Annotated in this window: 18 protein-coding genes and 1 pseudogene; 16 read left to right on the top strand and 3 right to left on the bottom strand. The window is 63.9% G+C overall.

Annotated elements, in window-relative coordinates; genetic code table 11:
• Nucleotides 1–92: 92 nt before the first annotated feature.
• From LDO41_RS03395 to LDO41_RS03410, 3 genes are all read left to right on the top strand, one after another.
• Entirely contained in the window at nt 93–743 is a 651-nt protein-coding gene (locus LDO41_RS03395) for a LysR substrate-binding domain-containing protein (protein ID WP_290370855.1), read from the top strand.
• A gap of 507 nt (nt 744–1,250) precedes the next feature.
• Entirely contained in the window at nt 1,251–1,595 is a 345-nt protein-coding gene (locus tag LDO41_RS03405; RefSeq protein ID WP_223981843.1) for a type II toxin-antitoxin system RelE/ParE family toxin, read from the top strand.
• On the top strand, nt 1,586–1,903 hold the full coding sequence (locus tag LDO41_RS03410) for a helix-turn-helix domain-containing protein (protein ID WP_223981847.1): 318 nt from the start codon (nt 1,586–1,588) through the stop codon (nt 1,901–1,903). Before LDO41_RS03405 ends, LDO41_RS03410 begins: the two co-directional genes overlap by 10 nt.
• Here LDO41_RS03410 and LDO41_RS03415 read toward each other — a convergent pair.
• Entirely contained in the window at nt 1,900–3,387 is a 1,488-nt protein-coding gene (locus tag LDO41_RS03415) for an amino acid permease (protein ID WP_223981850.1), read from the bottom strand. The two genes, LDO41_RS03410 and LDO41_RS03415, sit on opposite strands and share 4 nt — an antisense overlap.
• Before the next feature lie 249 nt (nt 3,388–3,636).
• Here LDO41_RS03415 and LDO41_RS03420 point away from each other — a divergent pair, with 249 nt between their 5' ends.
• From LDO41_RS03420 to LDO41_RS03455, 8 genes are all read left to right on the top strand, one after another.
• Nucleotides 3,637–5,718: a 3-hydroxyacyl-CoA dehydrogenase NAD-binding domain-containing protein gene (locus tag LDO41_RS03420; protein WP_223981853.1), complete on the top strand. Its 2,082-nt coding sequence runs from the start codon at nt 3,637–3,639 to the stop codon at nt 5,716–5,718.
• Between the two features lie 52 nt (nt 5,719–5,770).
• Nucleotides 5,771–6,436 carry a bifunctional nicotinamidase/pyrazinamidase gene (gene pncA, locus LDO41_RS03425; protein WP_223981856.1) on the top strand — a complete coding sequence of 222 codons (666 nt, stop codon included), beginning with the start codon at nt 5,771–5,773 and terminating at the stop codon, nt 6,434–6,436.
• A 30-nt stretch (nt 6,437–6,466) separates the two neighbouring features.
• Nucleotides 6,467–7,645, top strand: coding sequence for an acetyl-CoA C-acyltransferase (locus tag LDO41_RS03430; protein ID WP_223981858.1), 1,179 nt, complete (start codon nt 6,467–6,469; stop codon nt 7,643–7,645).
• Nucleotides 7,646–7,671: 26 nt separating this feature from the next.
• Nucleotides 7,672–9,522, top strand: a complete 1,851-nt coding sequence (locus LDO41_RS03435) for an acyl-CoA dehydrogenase (protein WP_223981860.1) — start codon at nt 7,672–7,674, stop codon at nt 9,520–9,522.
• A gap of 21 nt (nt 9,523–9,543) precedes the next feature.
• Nucleotides 9,544–10,326: an SDR family oxidoreductase gene (locus tag LDO41_RS03440; RefSeq protein WP_223981862.1), complete on the top strand. Its 783-nt coding sequence runs from the start codon at nt 9,544–9,546 to the stop codon at nt 10,324–10,326.
• Between the two features lie 55 nt (nt 10,327–10,381).
• Nucleotides 10,382–10,825, top strand: a complete 444-nt coding sequence (locus LDO41_RS03445) for a PaaI family thioesterase (RefSeq protein WP_223981864.1) — start codon at nt 10,382–10,384, stop codon at nt 10,823–10,825.
• 28 nt (nt 10,826–10,853) lie between these two features.
• Complete coding sequence (locus tag LDO41_RS03450; protein WP_223981866.1) at nt 10,854–11,870, top strand: NADP-dependent oxidoreductase; 1,017 nt, start codon at nt 10,854–10,856, stop codon at nt 11,868–11,870.
• 112 nt (nt 11,871–11,982) lie between these two features.
• Nucleotides 11,983–12,918, top strand: coding sequence for an alpha/beta fold hydrolase (locus tag LDO41_RS03455; RefSeq protein WP_223981868.1), 936 nt, complete (start codon nt 11,983–11,985; stop codon nt 12,916–12,918).
• A gap of 23 nt (nt 12,919–12,941) precedes the next feature.
• Here the strand turns inward: LDO41_RS03455 and LDO41_RS03460 are convergent, their stop codons facing one another.
• Nucleotides 12,942–13,463: an O-acetyl-ADP-ribose deacetylase gene (locus LDO41_RS03460; protein WP_223981871.1), complete on the bottom strand. Its 522-nt coding sequence runs from the start codon at nt 13,461–13,463 to the stop codon at nt 12,942–12,944.
• A gap of 241 nt (nt 13,464–13,704) precedes the next feature.
• On the opposite strand from LDO41_RS03460, the gene LDO41_RS03465 reads away from it, so the two are divergent.
• The 4 genes from LDO41_RS03465 (at nt 13,705) to LDO41_RS03480 (ending at nt 17,724) form a co-directional block, all read left to right on the top strand.
• Nucleotides 13,705–14,709, top strand: a complete 1,005-nt coding sequence (locus LDO41_RS03465) for an alpha/beta hydrolase (protein WP_223981875.1) — start codon at nt 13,705–13,707, stop codon at nt 14,707–14,709.
• 78 nt (nt 14,710–14,787) lie between these two features.
• Complete coding sequence (locus tag LDO41_RS03470) at nt 14,788–15,780, top strand: tripartite tricarboxylate transporter substrate binding protein (protein ID WP_223981878.1); 993 nt, start codon at nt 14,788–14,790, stop codon at nt 15,778–15,780.
• Nucleotides 15,781–15,788: 8 nt separating this feature from the next.
• Nucleotides 15,789–16,226: a YbgC/FadM family acyl-CoA thioesterase gene (locus LDO41_RS03475; RefSeq protein WP_223981881.1), complete on the top strand. Its 438-nt coding sequence runs from the start codon at nt 15,789–15,791 to the stop codon at nt 16,224–16,226.
• 139 nt (nt 16,227–16,365) lie between these two features.
• Nucleotides 16,366–17,724: an epoxide hydrolase family protein gene (locus tag LDO41_RS03480; protein WP_223981885.1), complete on the top strand. Its 1,359-nt coding sequence runs from the start codon at nt 16,366–16,368 to the stop codon at nt 17,722–17,724.
• 88 nt (nt 17,725–17,812) lie between these two features.
• Here LDO41_RS03480 and LDO41_RS03485 read toward each other — a convergent pair whose 3' ends face one another.
• Entirely contained in the window at nt 17,813–18,526 is a 714-nt protein-coding gene (locus tag LDO41_RS03485) for an IclR family transcriptional regulator (protein ID WP_223981888.1), read from the bottom strand.
• A 327-nt stretch (nt 18,527–18,853) separates the two neighbouring features.
• Between LDO41_RS03485 and LDO41_RS03490 the strand changes: the two are divergent.
• Nucleotides 18,854–19,674: pseudogene (locus LDO41_RS03490) on the top strand (tripartite tricarboxylate transporter substrate binding protein).
• Nucleotides 19,675–19,687: the final 13 nt, after the last annotated feature.

Genomic DNA, 19,687 nt, shown 5'->3' on the forward strand with positions numbered 1-19,687 from the left:
GGCGCTAGAGCGATAAAGATGCAGAAAAGGGTTGCTGTGTGTCCTAGTTGGAGACAATAAATGACTTCGAGCGTTAGCGAACGGCCCCGCTTGTGCGTTGCACTGCCCCTCGTGAGCTGGCACTACTTGCCGATGCTCACGGCATTCCAGCAAAAGCATCCGCGGGAATCGAGCTGGACATGTCGTTCGATAACCGAAAGATCGATATCTTGGCGGAAGGCTTCGATGCGGCACTGCGCACCGGCGAGATAGAGGACGATAGCCTGGCCTCTCGCGATCTCGGTAGTTTCCGGCTTTACCTCGTGGCCTCACCCGCGTATTTGGAGCGGCGGGGACGCCCAGCCCATCCCCGCGATCTCTCCGGGCACGATTGCATTCACTACCGGATGCCGCATAGCGGGCAAATCCAGACCTGGCCGCTGACGCAGGACGAAGGCGATACACCGCCGGTTCTGCCAACTCGCCTGATCTGCAATAACGACGCAGCCCGCCTGCAATTCGCGTTAGACGGGCTGGGGCTGACCTGCATGTCCGAGTTTTCGGTACGGGATCATCTCAACTCGGGGCGGCTGGAGCCGGTGCTCGAGCCATATCTTCGGTACCGCTATACGTTCCGGTTGGTCTGGCCAATTCAGGCCACGATCTCACCGACGTTGCGCACCTTCATCGATTTCGTTAACACCTGGTTTGCGTCGGCGCAGAATCCTGATTCGGCTTCAGGGCCTGCTATAGATAATCGGTGAATGGCCGCGCTGCAGGCTTGCCTCCCCGTCCCGCGTCGCTGCACGAAAACCGCGTGGACTCAGGGCCGCTATGCGAGCAGAACCAGTCGGCGGATGCAAGACCTATCAACGTCGGCTTCTGGCCGAACTCGGCCCTCCGTCTTCCTGAGCAAATCATCCCCGAATCCCGAATCCCGAATCGTTGCCGCTATCGTTCCCACGCGCGCTAGCCTCGGGGCACCAATCTCGTGGAGGGCATCAACAACCGGATCAAGGTGCTCAACCTCGCGGTGTATGGCTTCCGCGATGACCTCTACTTTCTCTTCAGGATCCGAGCCGCCTTCCCGGGTAATCGACGATCAACCCTTTTTTTGCCCCACAGAATGCGAATCGTCTCATCGATTTCGCACCTCCGCGGCTCGATACTGCCTGGTCGCGGCGGCACTGCATCACGGTGGCTGCCATCTTGGAATTTGCATCGGGTGGTGTCGCACTTGCCGGTCGATGCGATATCTTATAAGATCATTTATGATTCAAAAAAGAATCGATGACGCGACCTTCAGGCGGCCGTTCGCCCAGTTCGTCAAGAAGGCACGGCTGGAGTTGCAGCTTGCCATCAAAAACGAAGTGATGGCGATCTGTCGTGATCCCGGAATCGGTGAACCCAAGACTGGGGATCTCGCCGGCATCTGGGTGCACAAGTTTCGCTATCAGCGGCAGCAATATTTGATCGCGTACGGACCGGCGGCCACGGAGGGAAAGAGCGTGGCTGTGGAGTTCCTGATGATCGAGTTTTATCAGGTTGGCTCGCGTGAAAATTTCTATGACGAGCTCAAGAGCTATCTCAAAACTGCGAGGCCATCATGTCAATGACGCCGGAAGAGCTTGTCCGCCAGTTGGGCGGGATGTCGACGAAGGATCGGAGCCGGTTCTTCTCGCTGGTCGGGAAGCTGGCGTTCAAGGACGTCAGCTACTCATACGATCAGGTTTTCGGCCATCTTGCCGACGCCGAGTTGACCGCGGCGGAAGCGGCCTACTATCTTGAGGTGTCCATGCCTACGTTCCGCCGGTTTGTTCGCGACGGGAAGCTTGTCGCGGCGAGCGAGGTTGGGCGCAGTCAGTTGTTTTCCGCTGAGGCGCTGAGCAAGTTCAAGGCGCAACGGCAGGCGGTGAAAGGCTAGTCCCGCGCTGCACTGTTCCGCCGTGGCAGTTCGAACGGCATGTCTTCGTAGGCGATGAGGCGGGTTTTCTTGACGAGGCGATAGCCGAGCCAGAGGGCGGCGAAGGCTGGCACGCCGATGTAGGTGGCGAGGATCTCGGGCCAGCGGTGGGTAATGTCGGTGAAGGCCTGGTAGTTCTGGCCGGCGACGATCACGATGCAGAGGATGCCTGCGAAGATCGGGCCGAACGGGTAGAGCGGGGAGCGGTAGGCGAGGTCCGAGACTGCGTAGCCCTGTGCGAGCAGGCCGCGGCGGAAGCGGTAGTGGCTGATGGCGATGCCGAACCACGCGAAGAATCCGGTCATGGCCGAGGTGTTGAGCAGCCACAGGTACACCGTCTTGTCACCGAACAGTGAACTGAAGAAGCACAGCGCGCCGATGCCCGTCGTGACGAACAGCGCGTTCAGCGGGACGCCCGCGCGGGTCAGTTTGCCCAGTGCGCGTGGGGCGCGGCCACTGACGGCGAGGCCGTAGAGGATGCGGGTCGAGACGTACATGCTCGACGTGCCCGCTGACAGCAGGGCGGTGAGAACCACGGCATTCATCAGGCCTGCGGCGAAGGCCAGCCCGGCGTGGCGGAATACCAGCGCGAAGGGGCTCACGCCGATGTCCGTCACATCGTTGCGCAGCAGGTTGGGGTCGGTATAGGGAATCAGCACGCCGATGATCAGGATCGCGATCACGTAGAACAACAGGATGCGCCAGAACGTCTGCCGGATCGCACGCGGAATCGTGCGGGCGGGGTCGGTCGCTTCGCCGGCGGCCACGCCGACGGTTTCGGTGCCCTGGAACGAGAACCCCGCGATCATGGCTACCGCGAACATGGCGGGGATGCCGCCAACGAACGGCGCATCGCCGATCGTGAAGTTCTGCCAGCCCGATTGCGGGCCACCGCGCAGGATGCCGAAGATCATCAGCACGCCGACGATCAGGAAGATCACAATGGTGACGACCTTGATCAGCGCGAACCAGTATTCGGCTTCACCGAAGCCGCGCACCGAAAACGCATTGAGCACGAACATCAGCGCGAGAAAACCCGCGCTCCATACCACACCGGGCACGCCCGGGAACCAGTACTGCATCACGAGTTGCGCGGCGGTCAACTCCACCGCGATGGTCACCGCGAGGCTGAACCAATAGTTCCAGCCAAGTGCGAAGCCGAAGCCTTCCTCGACGTAAAGCGCGCTGTAGGTGACGAACGACCCGGCCACGGGCATATGCACGGCCAGTTCGCCGAGGCTGGTCATCAGGCAATAGACCATCAGACCGATCAGGCAGTAGGCTAGCAGCGCGCCGCCGGGGCCCGATTGGGCGATCGACGCGCCGGACGCGACGAACAGGCCGGTGCCGACCGCGCCGCCGATCGCGATCATCGTGAGGTGGCGCGCGCCGAGCTTGCGCTGGAGGTTATCGTGCTCGACGACCGGGTGCTGGTGAGCGTCCATATGGGCTGGCAAAAAGCAAAGAGCCGCGAGTCTAGCGCGACCGTTCGCAGCAGATTAGAGGGTTGCATCAAATTCCCGTGAGATTGATGGCGGAGAGTGATCCCCGCTGCATGGCGGGCCCACCAAACGCGACAACGGGCAGGTGGAAACGAGAAATTGAACGACCGTGCTATTTTGTGTATGCTTGTTCCCGCTCGCACCACACTACAAGACATCCATCCGAGACAACCGAACTCCAAAGGAACCAGCATGACAGCGCAGTATCAGGTTCAGGACGGCGTGGCCGTCATCACGCTCGACAATCCGCCCGTCAATGGCCTCGGCCACAGCACGCGGCTCGGCATCGTGGAAGGCCTGACCCGTGCGCTGGATGACGGCGCGGTCAAGGCGGTGGTGATCACCGGCGCAGGCAAGGCATTCTCCGGCGGCGCCGATATCCGCGAGTTCAATACACCCAAGGCCACGCAGGAGCCGACGCTGCATTCGGTGATCCGCGCGCTGGAAGCGTCCGCCAAACCGGTGGTCGCGGCAATCCATTCGGTGGCGATGGGCGGCGGCCTCGAGCTCGCGCTCGGCTGCAACTATCGTGTGGCCGCCAAGGGTGCCCAGATCGCGCTGCCCGAAGTCAAGCTCGGCCTGCTGCCCGGCGCCGGCGGCACGCAGCGCCTGCCGCGCCTGATCGGCCTGGAGCATGCGCTCAACATGATCGTGTCCGGCACGCCCGTGCTGTCGGAAAAATTCGAAGGCTCGAAGCTATTCGACCAGATCGTCGACGGTGATGTGCTGCCGGCCGCCGTGAAGTTCGCCCAGAACGTGGGCGCCGCCTCCGGCCCGCACCCGAAGGTGCGCGACCTCAAGGTCAAGCACGAGAACCCGGAAGGTTTCCTGAAGTTCGCGCGCAATACCGTGGAAGCGGTGGCGAAGAACTTCCCGGCACCGGCACGTTGCGTGGACGCCGTGGCGGCCTCGCTGAAGCCGTTCGAAGCCGGCCTCAAGGCCGAGCGCGAAGGCTTTATGTTCCTGGTCGGCACGCCCGAGTCGCGCGCGCTGCGCCATGCGTTCTTCGGCGAACGTGCCGCGAGCAAGATCCCCGACGTGCCGTCGGACACCCCGGTGCGCAAGATCGAGCGCGTCGCCGTGATCGGCGCCGGCACCATGGGTGGCGGCATCACGATGAACTTCCTGAACGCGGGCATCCCGGTGACGATGCTCGAAACCAAGCAGGAAGCGCTCGACCGCGGCGTGGCCACAATCCGAAAGAACTACGACAACAGCGCGAAGAAAGGCAAGCTGACGCCGGAGAAGGTGGAAGCGCGCATGGCGCTGCTGACGACCACGCTGTCCTACAACGACATCAGCGATGCCGACCTCGTGATCGAGGCCGTGTTCGAAGAGCTGGGCGTCAAAGAGGCCGTATTCAAGACGCTGGACGAGGTGATGAAGCCGGGCGCGATCCTGGCCTCGAACACCTCGACGCTCGACGTGGACAAGATCGCCGCGTTCACCAAGCGTCCGCAGGACGTGGTCGGCATGCACTTCTTCAGCCCGGCCAACGTGATGAAGCTGCTGGAAGTCGTGCGCGGCAAGGAAACCGGCAAGGACGTGCTGGCGACGGTCATGCAGGTGGCCAAGAAGATCAAGAAGACCGCCGTGGTCTCGGGCGTGTGCGACGGCTTTATCGGCAACCGCATGATCGAGCAATACAGCCGCCAGGCCGGCTATCTGCTCGACGAGGGCGCGCTGCCGGAACAGGTGGACAAGGCCGTGGAAAAATTCGGCTTTGCGATGGGCCCGTTCCGTATGGGCGATCTGGCCGGCAACGATATCGGCTGGGCCATCCGCAAGCGTCGCGCGGTGGAGCGTCCCGACTTCAAGTACTCGCAGACCGCCGACAAGCTGTGCGAGCTGGGTCGCTTTGGCCAGAAGACCGGCGCGGGTTGGTACGACTACAAGGCGGGCGACCGCAAGCCGTATCCGAACCAGCAGGTCAACGACATGATTGTCGAGAACTCCAAGGCGATCGGCATCGAGCGCCGCAAGATCTCCGATGAAGAGATCGTCGAGCGTCTGGTGTTCGCACTGGTCAATGAAGGCGCGAAGATTCTCGAGGAAGGCATTGCGTCCAAGGCGTCGGACATCGACATGGTGTATCTGACCGGCTACGGCTTCCCGGTGTTCCGCGGCGGCCCGATGCTGTACGCGGACCAGGTGGGCCTGTTCAACGTGGTGCAGGCGATGCATCGCTATGCGCGCGGCTATCACGGCGAAGCCTGGCAGCCGGCGGCACTGCTGAAGAAGCTGGCCGACGAAGGCAAGGGCTTCAACGGTTGAGGCCGGTGATTCATCCAGGAACGGGAGCGCCACGGACCATGGTCGATCCATCATGAACGCTGACAAGACCGACTGCCTGCTGGTGATCGACGTCCAGTACGACTTTATGCCCGACGGCGCGCTGGCCGTGCCGCGCGGGGATGAAGTGGTACCCGTGATCAACCGGCTGGCGCCCGCGTTCAGTCATGTGGTGCTGACGCAGGACTGGCATCCGGCCGGGCACGCGTCGTTTGCATCGAGCCATGCGGGCATGCAGCCGTTTGGCCTGACGCGGCTTGAATACGGCGAACAGGTGCTGTGGCCGGATCACTGCGTGCAGGACACGCAGGGTGCCGCGCTGCATGCCGACCTGTACGTGCCGCACGCGCGGCTGGTGCTGCGCAAGGGCCATCACGCGGGCGTCGACAGCTATTCGGCGTTTATGGAGGCGGACCGCACCACGCGCACCGGACTCGCGGGCTATCTGCGCGAGCACGGCGTGCGGCGTGTGTTCTGCGTGGGCCTGGCGACCGATTTCTGCGTGGCATGGAGCGCGCTGGATGCGCGCATGGCGGGCTTCGATGTCGTGGTGATCGAGGACGCGTGCCGCGCGATCGATCTCGACGGCTCGCTCGCCGAAGCCTGGCGCGACATGAGCGCGGCGGGCGTGGTGCGTATGACGTCAGAACAAGTGCTGGACGAGAAGCGCGCCGGACGATCCGTTCCGAACCATCTCTAAGCGATACCAAAACATTCCGAGGAGCAAGACATGAACGAGGCAGTCATCGTATCCACGGCCCGTACCGGGCTGGCCAAGAGCTGGAAGGGCGCGTTCAACATGACCCATGGCGCCACGCTGGGTGGCCATGCGGTGCAGCATGCGATTGCGCGCGCGAAGATCGAGCCGGGCGAGGTGGAAGATGTGCTGATGGGATGTGCCAATCCCGAAGGCGCCACCGGTGCCAATATCGCGCGCCAGATCGCGCTGCGCGCGGGCTGCCCGGTGACGGTGCCGGGCGCGACCGTGAACCGCTTCTGTTCGTCGGGCCTGCAGACCATTGCCATGGCCGCGCAGCGCGTGATCGCCGATGAGGGCGATATCTTCGTGGCCGGCGGTGTGGAGTCGATCTCGTGCGTGCAGCAGGAGATGAACCGCCACATGATCCAGGAAAGCTGGCTGTCGAAGAACAAGCCCGAGATCTACTGGAGCATGCTGCAGACCGCCGAGAACGTGGCCAAGCGCTACAACATCTCGAAGGAGCGTCAGGACGAGTACGGCGTGCAGAGCCAGCTGCGCGCGGCTGCTGCACAGGAAGCCGGCAAATTCAAGGACGAGATCGTGCCGATCACGGTGCTCGCGGGCATCGCTGACAAGGCCACGGGCCAGTTGCTGACGAAGGAAGTCACGCTCGCGGCGGATGAAGGCATTCGCGCCGACACCACGCTCGAGGGCGTGTCGAAGATTCGCACGGCCACGCCCGGTGGCGTGATCACCGCCGGCAACGCCTCGCAGTTCTCGGATGGCGCGTCGGCCGCGGTGGTGATGAATGGCAAGGTGGCTGCCGCGCGTGGCCTGCAACCGCTCGGCGTATTCCGCGGTTTTGCGGTGGCCGGTTGCGAGCCCGATGAAATGGGCATCGGCCCGGTGTTCGCGGTGCCCAAGCTGCTGAAGAAGACCGGCTTCAAGGTCGAGGACATCGGCCTGTGGGAACTGAACGAGGCGTTCGCGGTGCAGGTGCTGTACTGCGCGGACAAGCTCGGTATTCCGATGGATCGCCTGAACGTCAACGGCGGCGCGATCGCGGTGGGTCATCCGTACGGGGTCTCGGGCGCGCGTCTGGTCGGCCATGCGCTGATCGAAGGCAAGCGTCGCGGCGTCAAGTACGTGGTGGTGACCATGTGCATCGGCGGCGGTCAGGGCGCGGCGGGGTTGTTCGAAGTGCTGTAACCAAACGTCCCCGACCCCCAGCCACCATGTCATTGATCCTGTCGCGTCGCGATCTCAATTTCATCCTTTACGAGTGGCTCGGGGTCGAGGCACTCACGCGCGTGCCGCGTTACGCGGACCATTCGCGCGAAACGTTCGATGCGGCGCTCGACACGTGCGAGCGCATCGCCACCGAGCTGTTCGCCCCGCACAACAAGAAGAGCGACCAGCACGAGCCCGAGTTTGACGGCGACGCCGTGCGCATGATCCCCGAGGTCGGCACGGCGCTGCGCGCGTTCTGCGAAGCGGGCCTGATGGCTGCCGGACAGGACTACGAGTACGGCGGCATGCAGTTGCCAGTGGTGCTCGAGAAAGCTGCGTTTGCGTATTTCAAGGCGGCCAACGTTGGCACGAGTTCGTACCCGTTCCTGACTATCGGCAATGCCAACCTGCTGCTGGCGCACGGCACGCCAGCGCAGATCGATACCTTCGTGCGGCCGGAGCTGGCGGGGCGCTATTTCGGCACCATGTGCCTGTCCGAACCGCAGGCTGGCTCGTCGCTATCGGATATCACCACGCGGGCGGAGCCGGACGGCGACTCCCCGCTCGGGGCACGTTACCGGTTGCGCGGCAACAAGATGTGGATCTCGGCGGGCGAGCATGAGCTGTCCGAGAACATCGTGCATCTGGTGCTGGCCAAGATCCCCGGCCCCGATGGCAAGCTGATCCCGGGCGTAAAGGGGATCTCGCTGTTTATCGTGCCGAAGTACCTGGTCAATGCGGACGGCACGCGCGGCGAACACAACGACGTCGCGCTCGCGGGGCTCAATCACAAGATGGGCTATCGCGGCACGACCAACTGTCTGCTGAATTTTGGCGAGGGCACGAAGTACCGGCCTGAAGGTCAGGGCGGTGCCATCGGCTACCTCGTGGGCGAGCCGCACAAGGGTCTCGCCTGCATGTTCCATATGATGAACGAGGCGCGCATCGGCGTGGGCCTGGGCGCGGTGGCGCTCGGTTATACCGGCTATCTGCACGCGCTCGATTACGCGCGCAACCGACCGCAGGGCAGACCCGTGGGCGCGGGGGGAAAGGATCCCTCGACGCCGCAGGTAAAGCTCGTCGAGCACGCCGACGTGCGCCGCATGCTGCTGGCGCAGAAGAGCTACGTCGAAGGCGGTCTTGCGCTCAACCTGTATTGCGCGCGGCTCGTCGATGAGGAGCGTGCCTCGCAGGCGGCGGGTGAAGATGCGCGGTCGTTGTCGCTGCTGCTCGATATCCTCACGCCCATCGCCAAGAGCTGGCCATCGCAATGGTGTCTGGAAGCCAACAGCCTGGCGATTCAGGTGCATGGCGGCTATGGCTACACGCGCGAGTACAACGTCGAGCAGTTCTATCGCGACAATCGGCTCAATCCGATTCACGAAGGCACGCACGGGATTCAGGGCCTCGATCTGCTCGGCCGCAAGGTCGTGATGCAGGACGGCGCCGCGTTCCGGCTGCTGGGCGAGCGCGTGCGCGACACCATCGCGCGCGCCGCCGCAACGGGTGACGACACACTCGGCGCACAGGCGCAGGCTCTCGGCGCGGCCGCGCAGCGGCTCGCAGCCGTGACCACGACGCTGTGGTCGGCCGGCAGTCCCGAGGTCACGCTGGCCAATGCCAGTGTCTACCTCGAAGCGTTCGGGCACGTGGTGATGGCGTGGATGTGGCTCGAACAGGCCCTCGTCGCGCACGCGGCGTTGGCCGGCGCTGGCAGCGACGCGGATTTCTATCGCGGCAAGCTGGCCGCGGCCACGTACTTCTATCGCTTCGAGCTACCTGGGACCGGACCGCAATTCGACTTGCTGGCCTCGCTGGACCGAACCACGCTCGACATGCGCGATGCGTGGTTCTAAAAACAAAACAAGGGAGACACCATGCACACGATCAACCAGTTGTTCGATCTCAAGGGGCGCACCGCGCTGATTACCGGCGGCTCGCGCGGGCTCGGCCTGCAGATTGCCGAAGCACTTGGCGAGCAGGGCGCGCGGCTGGTGCTGTCGGCGCGCAAGGCCGGCGAACTGGAACAGGCGCAGGCGCATTTGCGCGCGCGCGGCATCGAGGCCGAGTGGGTCGCGGCCGATGGCGCGCGCGAGGACGATATCGCGCGGCTGGCCGATGAGGCGCTGGCCAGGCTCGGCCACGTCGATATCCTGATCAACAACGCGGGGGCCACCTGGGGCGCGCCGGCCGAGGATCATCCGGTCGAAGCGTGGGACAAGGTGATGAACCTCAATATCCGCGGACTGTTTCTGCTCACGCAGCGGATTGGCCGGCTGTCGATGATTCCGCGCCGCTATGGTCGCATCGTCAACGTGGCGTCGATCGCCGGACTGGCCGGCAATCCACCGGGCACGATGGAAACGATTGCCTATAACACCTCGAAGGGCGCGGTGGTCAATTTCACGCGCACGCTCGCGGCGGAATGGGGCGAGCACAACATCACGGTCAATGCCCTCGCACCGGGCTTCTTCCCCTCGAAAATGACGCAGGGTTCGCTCGACCGCATCGGCGTGGATGCCATGTGCGCGGGCGTGCCGCTGCGCCGTCTTGGCGATGACGAAGACCTCAAGGGCGCCGCATTGCTGTTTGCCAGCGACGCGGGCAAACATATCACCGGACAGATATTGGCCGTGGACGGTGGCGTGAGCGCGATCTGAATCCATAATGGCGGGCGCGCACGTGCGCGCCCAATGACGCAGACGCTTTCGGATCATGACGGAACACAACGGCTTTCTTCACAAGATACCTTTTCTTCTCGACCTCGGCGTGCGCTGCAACCGCATGGAAGCGGGGCAGAGCGAGATCGAGCTGGACCTGCTCGAACGCCATCAGAACAGCTGGGACATGGCGCACGGTGGCGTGCTGATGACGATGCTCGACGTCGCCATGGCCATCGCGGGTCGGTCGACCGATCCCGAAGGACGCGGCGTCGTCACGATCGAGATGAAATCGAGTTTCATGGCGCCGGGGCGTGGCAACAAGCTGACGGCGCGCGGTACCTGCGTGCATCGCACCAGCACGATGGCGTTCTGCGAGGCGGAGATCGTCGATCCGCAGGGCAAGACGGTCGCGCGCGGTTCGGGCACGTTCAAGTTCATCAAGCGCTCGCCGCCGCGGCGCACGGCGGGCACCGCCGACACCGGCGCGGACGGCTAAACCAGTCACAACAAAGAGGGGACCCATCATGTCGAATCAGCAGACCTATCAGCGCATCGTTCTGGCCTCGCGGCCGACCGATGCCGTCACGCCCGACAACTTCCGCCTGGAGAGCGTGCCGGTGCCCCAGCTGGCCGACGGCCAGGTGCTCGTGCGCAATCATTTCCTGTCGCTCGATCCGTATATGCGCGGCCGCATGAGCGAGAGCAAGTCTTACGCGAATCCGCAGCCGCTCGATGCGGTGATGATCGGCGGCACGGTGGGCGAAGTGGTGGAGAGCCGCAACCCGAAGTGGCAGGTCGGTGACAAGGTGGTGGCGATGTTTGGGTGGCAGGAGATGGCCGTCACCGATGGCAGCGGCATGCAGAAGGTGGACACCACGCATGTGCCGCTGTCGGCGTACCTCGGCTCGGTGGGCATGCCCGGCGTGACCGCGTGGTATGGGCTCAACCGCATCATCGTGCCGAAGGCCGGCGAGACCGTGGTGGTCAGCGCGGCGTCGGGGGCGGTCGGCAGCGTGGTCGGCCAGCTTGCGAAACAGGCCGGTTGCCGGGTGGTCGGCGTGGCCGGCGGCAAGGACAAGTGCGACTACGTGGTCAAGGAACTGGGCTTCGATGCCTGCGTGGACTACAAGGCCGCCGCGGATGCCAAGGCGCTGTACGCGGCCGTCAAGGAAGTCACGCCGAACGGCATCGATGGTTACTTCGAGAACGTCGGCGGCGATATCCTCGACGTGGTGCTCGCGCGGCTCAATGCGTTCGGGCGCATCGCGCTGTGCGGGCTGATCGCGGGCTATGACGGCCAGGATCTGCCGCTGAAGAATCCCCGTGCGATTCTGATCTCGCGTGCGAAGATCGAAGGTTTTATCGTCTCCGAGCATATGGACGTCTGGCCGCAGGCGCTCAAAGAGCTGGGCGGTCTGGTCGGACAAGGCAAGCTCAAATTCCGCGAGAGCATTGCGGAAGGGCTGGCAAGCGCGCCGGAAGCATTCATGGGCCTGCTCAAGGGCCGCAACTTCGGCAAGCAACTGGTGAAGCTCGCCTAGTCTGTTGCCGCAGTTCGTCGTCGCAGTTCGTCGCCACAGTTCGTTGCACTAGTCCGCGTCGTCAACCTATATTTATTGACACCCTATGCACCCGAGCCCAGCCGCAACACTCATGACTGCCCCTGCCGTGATTCATCACCTGCAGTTCGCGAGCCTGCCGAACGGCATGCGGCTGCATTATGCGAGCGCGGGCGAACAGGGCAAGCCGCTGATCCTGTTTGTGCACGGTTTTCCGGAGTTCTGGTACGCATGGGAGCGGCAGCTGGCCGAGTTCGGGCAGACCCATTTCGCGGTGGCGCCGGATCTGCGCGGGTTCAATCTCTCGGGCAAGCCGTCCGATGTGGAGAATTACCGGCCGCGCCATGTGGCCGAGGATCTGGTGCAACTGACCGGCGCGCTGGGCTACACCCGTTGCGTGATCGTGGCGCACGACTGGGGTGGGGCGGTCTGCTGGAATCTTGCGATGCAGCATCCGGAAATCGTCGAGAAACTGGTCATCGTCAACGCGCCGCATCCGTATCTGTTCGCGCGCGCGCTGACCGCGGACCCCGCGCAACAGGCGGCCTCGGGCTATATGAACTGGCTGCGCAAGCCGGGATCGGAGCAGGCGCTGGCGGCCAACGACTTCGCGCTGCTCGAAAAGATGCTGGGCGGCCATGAAGGGACGCGCCCCGCGTGGTTCACCGATGCGGTGCGGGCGCGGTATCACGCGGCGTGGTCAACGCCGGGCGACAACGACAGTCATGCGCTGACCGGTAGCGTCAACTATTACCGCGCCACGCCGATGCGACCGCCGACCGACAGCGAGCCCGCGGCGGACCTGTCGCGCTTCAATCCGGCCCGGTTTGATCCCAACTGCGCCGTGGTGAAGGTGCCGACGCTGGTGATCTGGGGCGAGCAGGACCGCGCGCTGCCGAAGACGCTCGTCGATGGTCTCGGCGATTTCGTGCCGGACCTGCGCGTGGAGCGCATTCCAGAAGGCACGCACTGGGTCATCCATGAACAACCCGAGCGCGTGAACCTGCTGATCCGCAGCACGTTGCCCTGATCGGATCGATCTATTTCAGCCGACTAGGAAAGCCGGTCGCGATAGAGCCGGTAGTTCTCGTCGTCGAAGCAGACGAACGTCACCTGCGAGATGGTGGGCGCTCGTGCCAGCGCGTCGCGCACGGCGGCAATGGCGATATCGGCCGCGCGCTCGCGCGGAAAGCCGTAGATGCCGGTACTGATATTCGGAAACGCCACCGTCCGCAGATCGTGCTCGGCCGCGAGCCGGATGCTGTTGCGATAGGCGTTGGCCAGCATGGTGTCCTCGTCCTTGACGCCACCGTGCCAGACCGGCCCCACCGCATGGATGACGTACGGCGCGGGCAGCAATCCACCCGTGGTGATGACCGCTTCACCGGTCTTGCAGCCACCGTGCGTATCGCGGATCGCGCGGCAGGCATTGCCGATCGCGGGCCCGCCCGCGCCATGGATCGCGCCGTCCACGCCGCCGCCGCCCAGCAAGCCGGCATTGGCCGCATTGACGATCGCATCGACCTCCATGCGCGTAATGTCCCCGTGCACTACCTGCAGATGTTCGCCTGTCATGTCGTCTCCTGCGCCTGGTTGGCGTATGTATGTCAAACATGTGGTGCTGCCGAATCTCTTTCAGCATAGTCGCGGAAATTGGCGCGATGGGTGCGCAATGTGTGCGATGAGGGTAATTTGGTAATCCTGCGCGCACCAATCAATGGCAGAATGACGGAAATCGAACGATCGTTCACAATTTTCCGTGCGGTGCTGGTCGTTCTGCCTTGCAGTGCTTTATGCCGTGGTCTTACACAACGTCATGTCCGCCAATCCTCTGCCGACGCCCGGCATGTCCGCGCAACCGCTCGATCCCCAGGTCGCGCAATTGCTTGACCTGATCGCGCGCGCGAAGCGTCCGCCGATCCATGCGCTGGATGTCTTCGACGCCAAGGTCGCGTACGAGAAGAGCGCGCCGATCCTCGATGTGTCGCCGCCGCCCGTGCACACGGTGGAGAACCTGCACGTCACCGCGCGTGACGGCCATCAGATTCCGGTGCGGCTGTACGCGCCGCGCGAACCAAGCTGGACCGATCCGCAGCCGCTGCTCGTGTATTTCCACGGCGGCGGCTTTACCGTGGGCAGCATCAACTCGCACGATGCATTGTGCCGGCGGCTCGCGCTCGATGGGGAGTGCCTGGTGCTGTCGGCCGACTATCGCCTGGCGCCGGAATGGCGCTTTCCCACCGCGGCCAACGATGCGTTCGACGTTATGCAATGGGCGTTCGATGAAGCAACGCGCGTTGGTGCCGATCCGTCGCGTATTGTGCTGGGTGGCGACAGCGCCGGTGGCACGCTCGCGGCGGCCTGCGCGATCGAGGCGCGTGACCGCGGGCTTGCGCCCGTGTTGCAGCTGCTGATCTATGCGGGTACCTGCGCGCGGCAGGATACGCCGTCGCATCGAGCGCTCGCAGACGGGTACCTGCTGACCGCCGAGATGATCGACTGGTTTTTCTCCCAATACCTGAGCCGACCCGAGGATCGCGACGACTGGCGCTTTGCGCCGCTCGATGGCGGTGGAGATGGGGCGGACGTGCGCGGCTGCTGCCCCGCCTGGATTGCGGTGGCGGGCTACGACCCGCTGCACGACGAGGGCGTGGCCTACGTGCGCAAGCTGCAAGCCGCGGGGGTCCCCGCAACACTGGCCGACTATCCGACCATGATTCACGATTTTTTCAAGATGGGCCGCTTCGTCAAGGCGGTGGCTGGCGCCTATGCCGATGCCGCTGGCGCGTTACGCGCGGCCTTCGCTCCCGGGGAGGCGTAGCACCTAGATAACCCCCCGACATTGCGACCCAGAATAGTTACACCGAATAACTACGCATCCGACTAGGAGACAACCATCATGCAACGCCGCAATTTCCTCGCCCGTCTGGGCATGTTCGCCTCGGTTGGCGCCATTGGCACGATCGGCCTGACCGCATTGCCCGCGCAGGCGCAGGCCGACAAGTTTCCGCAGCGCCCGATCCGCCTGGTCATCGGCTATACCGCCGGCGGCTCCACCGACGTCCCATTCCGTGTGCTGGCCGACAACGCCTCCAAGATCCTCGGCCAACCGGTGATCGTCGAGAACAAGCCCGGTGCCGGTGGTGTGCTGCCCGCGCAGATGATGCAGAACACGGCGCCCGATGGCTACACGCTGGCGCAGGTAGCCATGCCGGTGTACCGGCTGCCGTACACGACCAAGATCAACTGGGATCCGGTCAAGGACCTGCAGTACGTGATCAATCTGGCGGGTTACTCGTTCGGTCTGGTCGTGCCGGCCGATTCGCCGATCAAGACGATGCAGGAATACATCGCGTATGCCAAGGCCAATCCGGGCAAGCTGACCTACGGCACGCCGGGCGCGCTGACCACGTTGCACATCACGATGGAAGAGCTGGCGCTGAACGCTGGGGTCCAGTTCTCGCATATCCCGTACAAGGGTAACTCGGAGTCGATGCAGGCGCTGCTGGGCGGCCACGTGATGTCGGTGGCGGATACGCCCGCGTGGGCACCGTACGTCGAGTCGGGCCGTCTGCGCCTGCTGTCGACGTGGGGCGAGAAGCGCTCGGCGCGCTTCCCGAATGTGCCGACCCTCAAGGAACTCGGCCTCAATATCGTGCAGACCTCGCCGTTCGGTCTCGTGGTGCCCAAAGGCACCGACCCGAAGATCGTGCAGAAGCTGCACGACGCGTTCAAGCAGGCCATGGAGATGCCGAACTATCGCGAGTCGCTGGCCAAGTTCGACATGGAGCCGTACTACATGAGCAGCGCCGACTATGCGAAGTTCTCCGCCGATACGGTGAAGAAAGAGAAGGCGATCATCGAGAAGCTCGGTCTGGCCAAGGCACAGTAATCACAGTCATGGCCAAAAGCGATTTCCGGCATGGCATGCCATTGCGCGTGCGTTGGGCTGAAGTCGATCCGCAATCGATCGTCTTCAATGCGCATTACCTGACGTACTGCGATATTTGCGTCACCGAGTACTGGCGCGCGCTCGGCATTCGCTACCCGGAGGACGTGCTCGGCGCGCACGGCGTGGATATCTTCGTGGTCAAGTCGACGCTCGAGTATCACGCGTCGGCGCGCTTTGACGACCAGCTGGATATCCGCGGCCGCATGGCGCGGCTGGGACGCTCCAGCATGCTCTTCCGCGTGGAGATGTATCGCGGGGAAGAGCATCTGATCACGGGCGAGATCGTGTACGTGTGCGCGGATCCCGCAACGCAGAAGTCGGCGCCGATTCCAGGGCCGGTGCGCGAGATCATCGAGGCGTACGAAGTGGTCGCGCCGGACCGCTAAGGGCCGCTAACGTATCCCTTTGTATCCGGCCAAAGTCGCGATACAGCCACACACAAAAAGCCGCTTTCCAGACACGTACGGCATGAACGGCCTCCCTAGACTGTGTTGCATCCGAACCAGTCAACCGAGGAGAACGTTCATGTCGTATCGCGTCAATCGTGGGGCCGTGCAACAGAAGCCGGCAAGCCGAGTCCTGAGTCTGCATGCCATCGCCGCCGCCAGCGCCTTTGCCGCGGTCGCGTTTATCGGGTTTGCGCAGCCTGCTCATGCTGCCGACGCGGCGAAGCCCGCGGTCACCGCCAAGGCCACGCAGGCCGACGAAAGCATTCGTCCGTTCCACGTGCATGTGCCACAGGCGCAGCTGGACGACCTGCGCCGCCGCATCGCCGCGACGCGCTGGCCCGACAAGGAAACCGTGGCCGACGATACGCAAGGCATCCAGCTGGCACGCGTGCAGGAACTCGTGCGCTACTGGGGCAAGGGCTATGACTGGCGCAAGGCCGAGGCCCAGCTCAATGCGTTGCCGCAGTTCGTCACGAAGATCGATGGCGTGGATATCCATTTCATCCACGTGAAGTCGCGCAACCCCAATGCGCTGCCGCTGCTTCTCACGCATGGCTGGCCGGGCTCGATCTTCGAGTTCGTCAACACGATCGGCCCGCTGACCAATCCCACTGCTTACGGCGGTCGCGCCGAAGATGCGTTCGACGTGATCATCCCGTCGATTCCGGGCTATGGCTTTTCGGGCCGGCCCACCGAACTGGGCTGGGGGCCGGACCGCACCGCGCGGGCGTGGGACACACTGGTGAAGCGCCTCGGCTATACGCATTACGTCTCGCAGGGCGGTGATCATGGCTCGGTCATCTCGGACGCGCTGGCACGTCAGGCGCCCCCGGGGCTCAAGGCCATCCACCTGAACATGCCGGCGACCGTGCCTGGCGGGCTGATGAAGTCGATCCTGAGCGGCGATCCGGCACCGTCGGAACTCACGGCTTCCGAGCGCGATGCGTACCAGTCGCTGAGCACATTCTTCGGCCGCAATGCCGCGTATGGCGCGATGATGGTCACGCGTCCGCAGACCATCGGCTATTCGCTGACCGACTCGCCCGCGTCGCTGGCGGCCTTCACGTACGAGAAGATCGCGGCATGGAGCGATAGCAACGGCCAGCCCGAGCGAGTGCTGACGCGCGATGCGATTCTCAACGACATCACGCTGTATTGGCTCACCAACACCGGGGCATCGTCGTCGCGGTTCTATTGGGAAAACAATAACAACAACTTCAGCGCGGACGCGCAGAAGACGCGCGACATCAAGGTACCGGTGGCTATCAGCGTGTTCCCGCACGAGATCTATCGCGCGCCGGAGAGCTGGAGCAAGCAGGCCTACCCATCGCTGATGTACTACAACCAGGTGGCCAAGGGCGGCCACTTCGCGGCGTGGGAACAACCGCAGCTGTTCGCGGAAGAACTGCGCGCGGCGTTCAAGTCAGTACGTTGAGGTTAGGGGAGTCGAAGTAAGAAGGCCCGGCAATGCCGGGCCTTTTTGCGTTATCGCTGCACGACGCAGGCGGCGATGGTTGCCTCGGCTACCCGAGCGGATAGAGTTTCTCGCACCACGCGGCGCTTGCGCCCAGCGCCTTCGACAACTTTCTCGCCGCGACCAATTGCACGCGCGCGATCTCCCTGCGGTCGGCGGCTTCGAGCCGGGAAGCGGGGCCGGAGAGCGTCAGCGCGGCCATGAACTTGTCGCCCGCGCCGAACAGGGGCGTGGCGAACGCGGCCGTATAGACATCGCGCGCGCCGGAGGTGAACCACGGCAGTGGTTCCTCGCGCCGTGCGGCAGCATCGTCCTTGCCCCAGTACTTCAGCACCGACCCGATCGCTGTGTCGTCCAGCGGCAGGATCGTGCCGGGCAAGCGGGTTTCGCGCAGGCCTTCGCTGGGCTCCGCGCGGTACAGGCACATGCGCTGCTCGTCGCCATGCAGCACGTAGTAGGACGCGCTCTCGCGCGTGGCCAGTGCCAGCTCCTGCAGCACTGGCTCGATCACCGAGCCCAGCTGGAACGATTGCTCATAGAGCTTGCCGAGGTACAGCACCCGCGGGCCGAGTGCATAACGCCCATCGGCGGTGCGGGCCACGTAGCTCATGCGCTCCAGCGAATTCAACAGGCGGAAGACGGTCGTCTTGTGCATGCCGGACGCCGTGGAGAGCTGGGCCAGCGACAGGATTTCGGCCCCGAGCCTGAAGCAATCCAGCAATCCCAGCGCTTTCTCGACTGCCGCCACACCATGGTTACTCATCGTAATGGTCGGGTTGGTCCGATTGGTGATGGAGTGTCCATTGTACTGTGTACAACGACGTTTTGTACCGCGCAAGGGTTAACGACAAGTGGAGCCATCACTGTAACGGACTATAGTTGCCACACAGTAAATGAAACGACGTTGTACAGAGTACAACGCGCAGAAAGGAGACAACCAATGCGTGCGATCCGAACCCTCTATCTCGCGGCCATCGCCATGACGGCGCTGACTGCCATGCCCGCTTATGCCGCGTGGCCGGATGACCGTCCGATCGAGGTGTATGTGGGATTCGCCGCCGGCGGCGGCACCGATCTGCTGGCGCGTGCGATGGCGCCATACCTGCAGAAGCATCTGGGCGGCAAGGCACGCGTCATCGTGGTGAACAAGCCCGGTGCCTCGGGCGAGATCGCTTACGCCGCGCTGTCCCGTGCGGCAGCGGACGGCTACACCGTCGGCATCGTCTCCACGCCGTCCCTGCTGACCATCCCGATCCAGCGCAAGCCGAAGTACGAAGCCGCGTCCATCGTGCCGCTGGCGCGTGTGATCGACGACCCTGCCATGTTCGTGGTGGCAGGGGACAGCAAGCTCGCCTCGATGGCGGATCTCGTCAAGCTGCTAAAGGCCATCCCGAAGGCCTGTCGATGGGCAGTAACGGCATCGGCACCAATGGACATATGGCGGCGCTGGCGCTGCAGCAGGCCACTGGCGCCAAGGTCAATCACATCCCGTTTGCGGGCACGTCGCAGACCAAGACCAGCCTGCTTGGCCACCACATCGACGTGATGGCCATGAGCACCACCGAGTTCACCGAAGCGGACCGCGCCTCGAAGGACGTGAAGGTGCTGGCGCAGCTCGGTACGGAGCGTCGTCCCGGCCTGGTGGCGGACGTGCCCACGGCGCGCGAGCAGAAGCTTGACATCACGATCTCGTCGGAGCGCGGCTTTGCCGCGCCACGTGGCTTGCCGCCCGAGATTGCCCGACGGCTGCAGGACGCCATCGAGGCCACGGTCAAGGACCCCGAATTCCTGTCGCGCGCGGTGAACGAAGCGCGCGGCATCTCGTATCTTTCCGGCGCCGCGTGGACCCAGCACATGGCCACCCAGCGCGGCAAGTTCGAAGGCCTATGGAAGCTTGCTTCCGCACAGTAAGCACCGATCGTCA

The organism is Cupriavidus pampae (assembly GCF_914271485.1).
Classification (GTDB): Bacteria; Pseudomonadota; Gammaproteobacteria; order Burkholderiales; family Burkholderiaceae; genus Cupriavidus; species Cupriavidus pampae.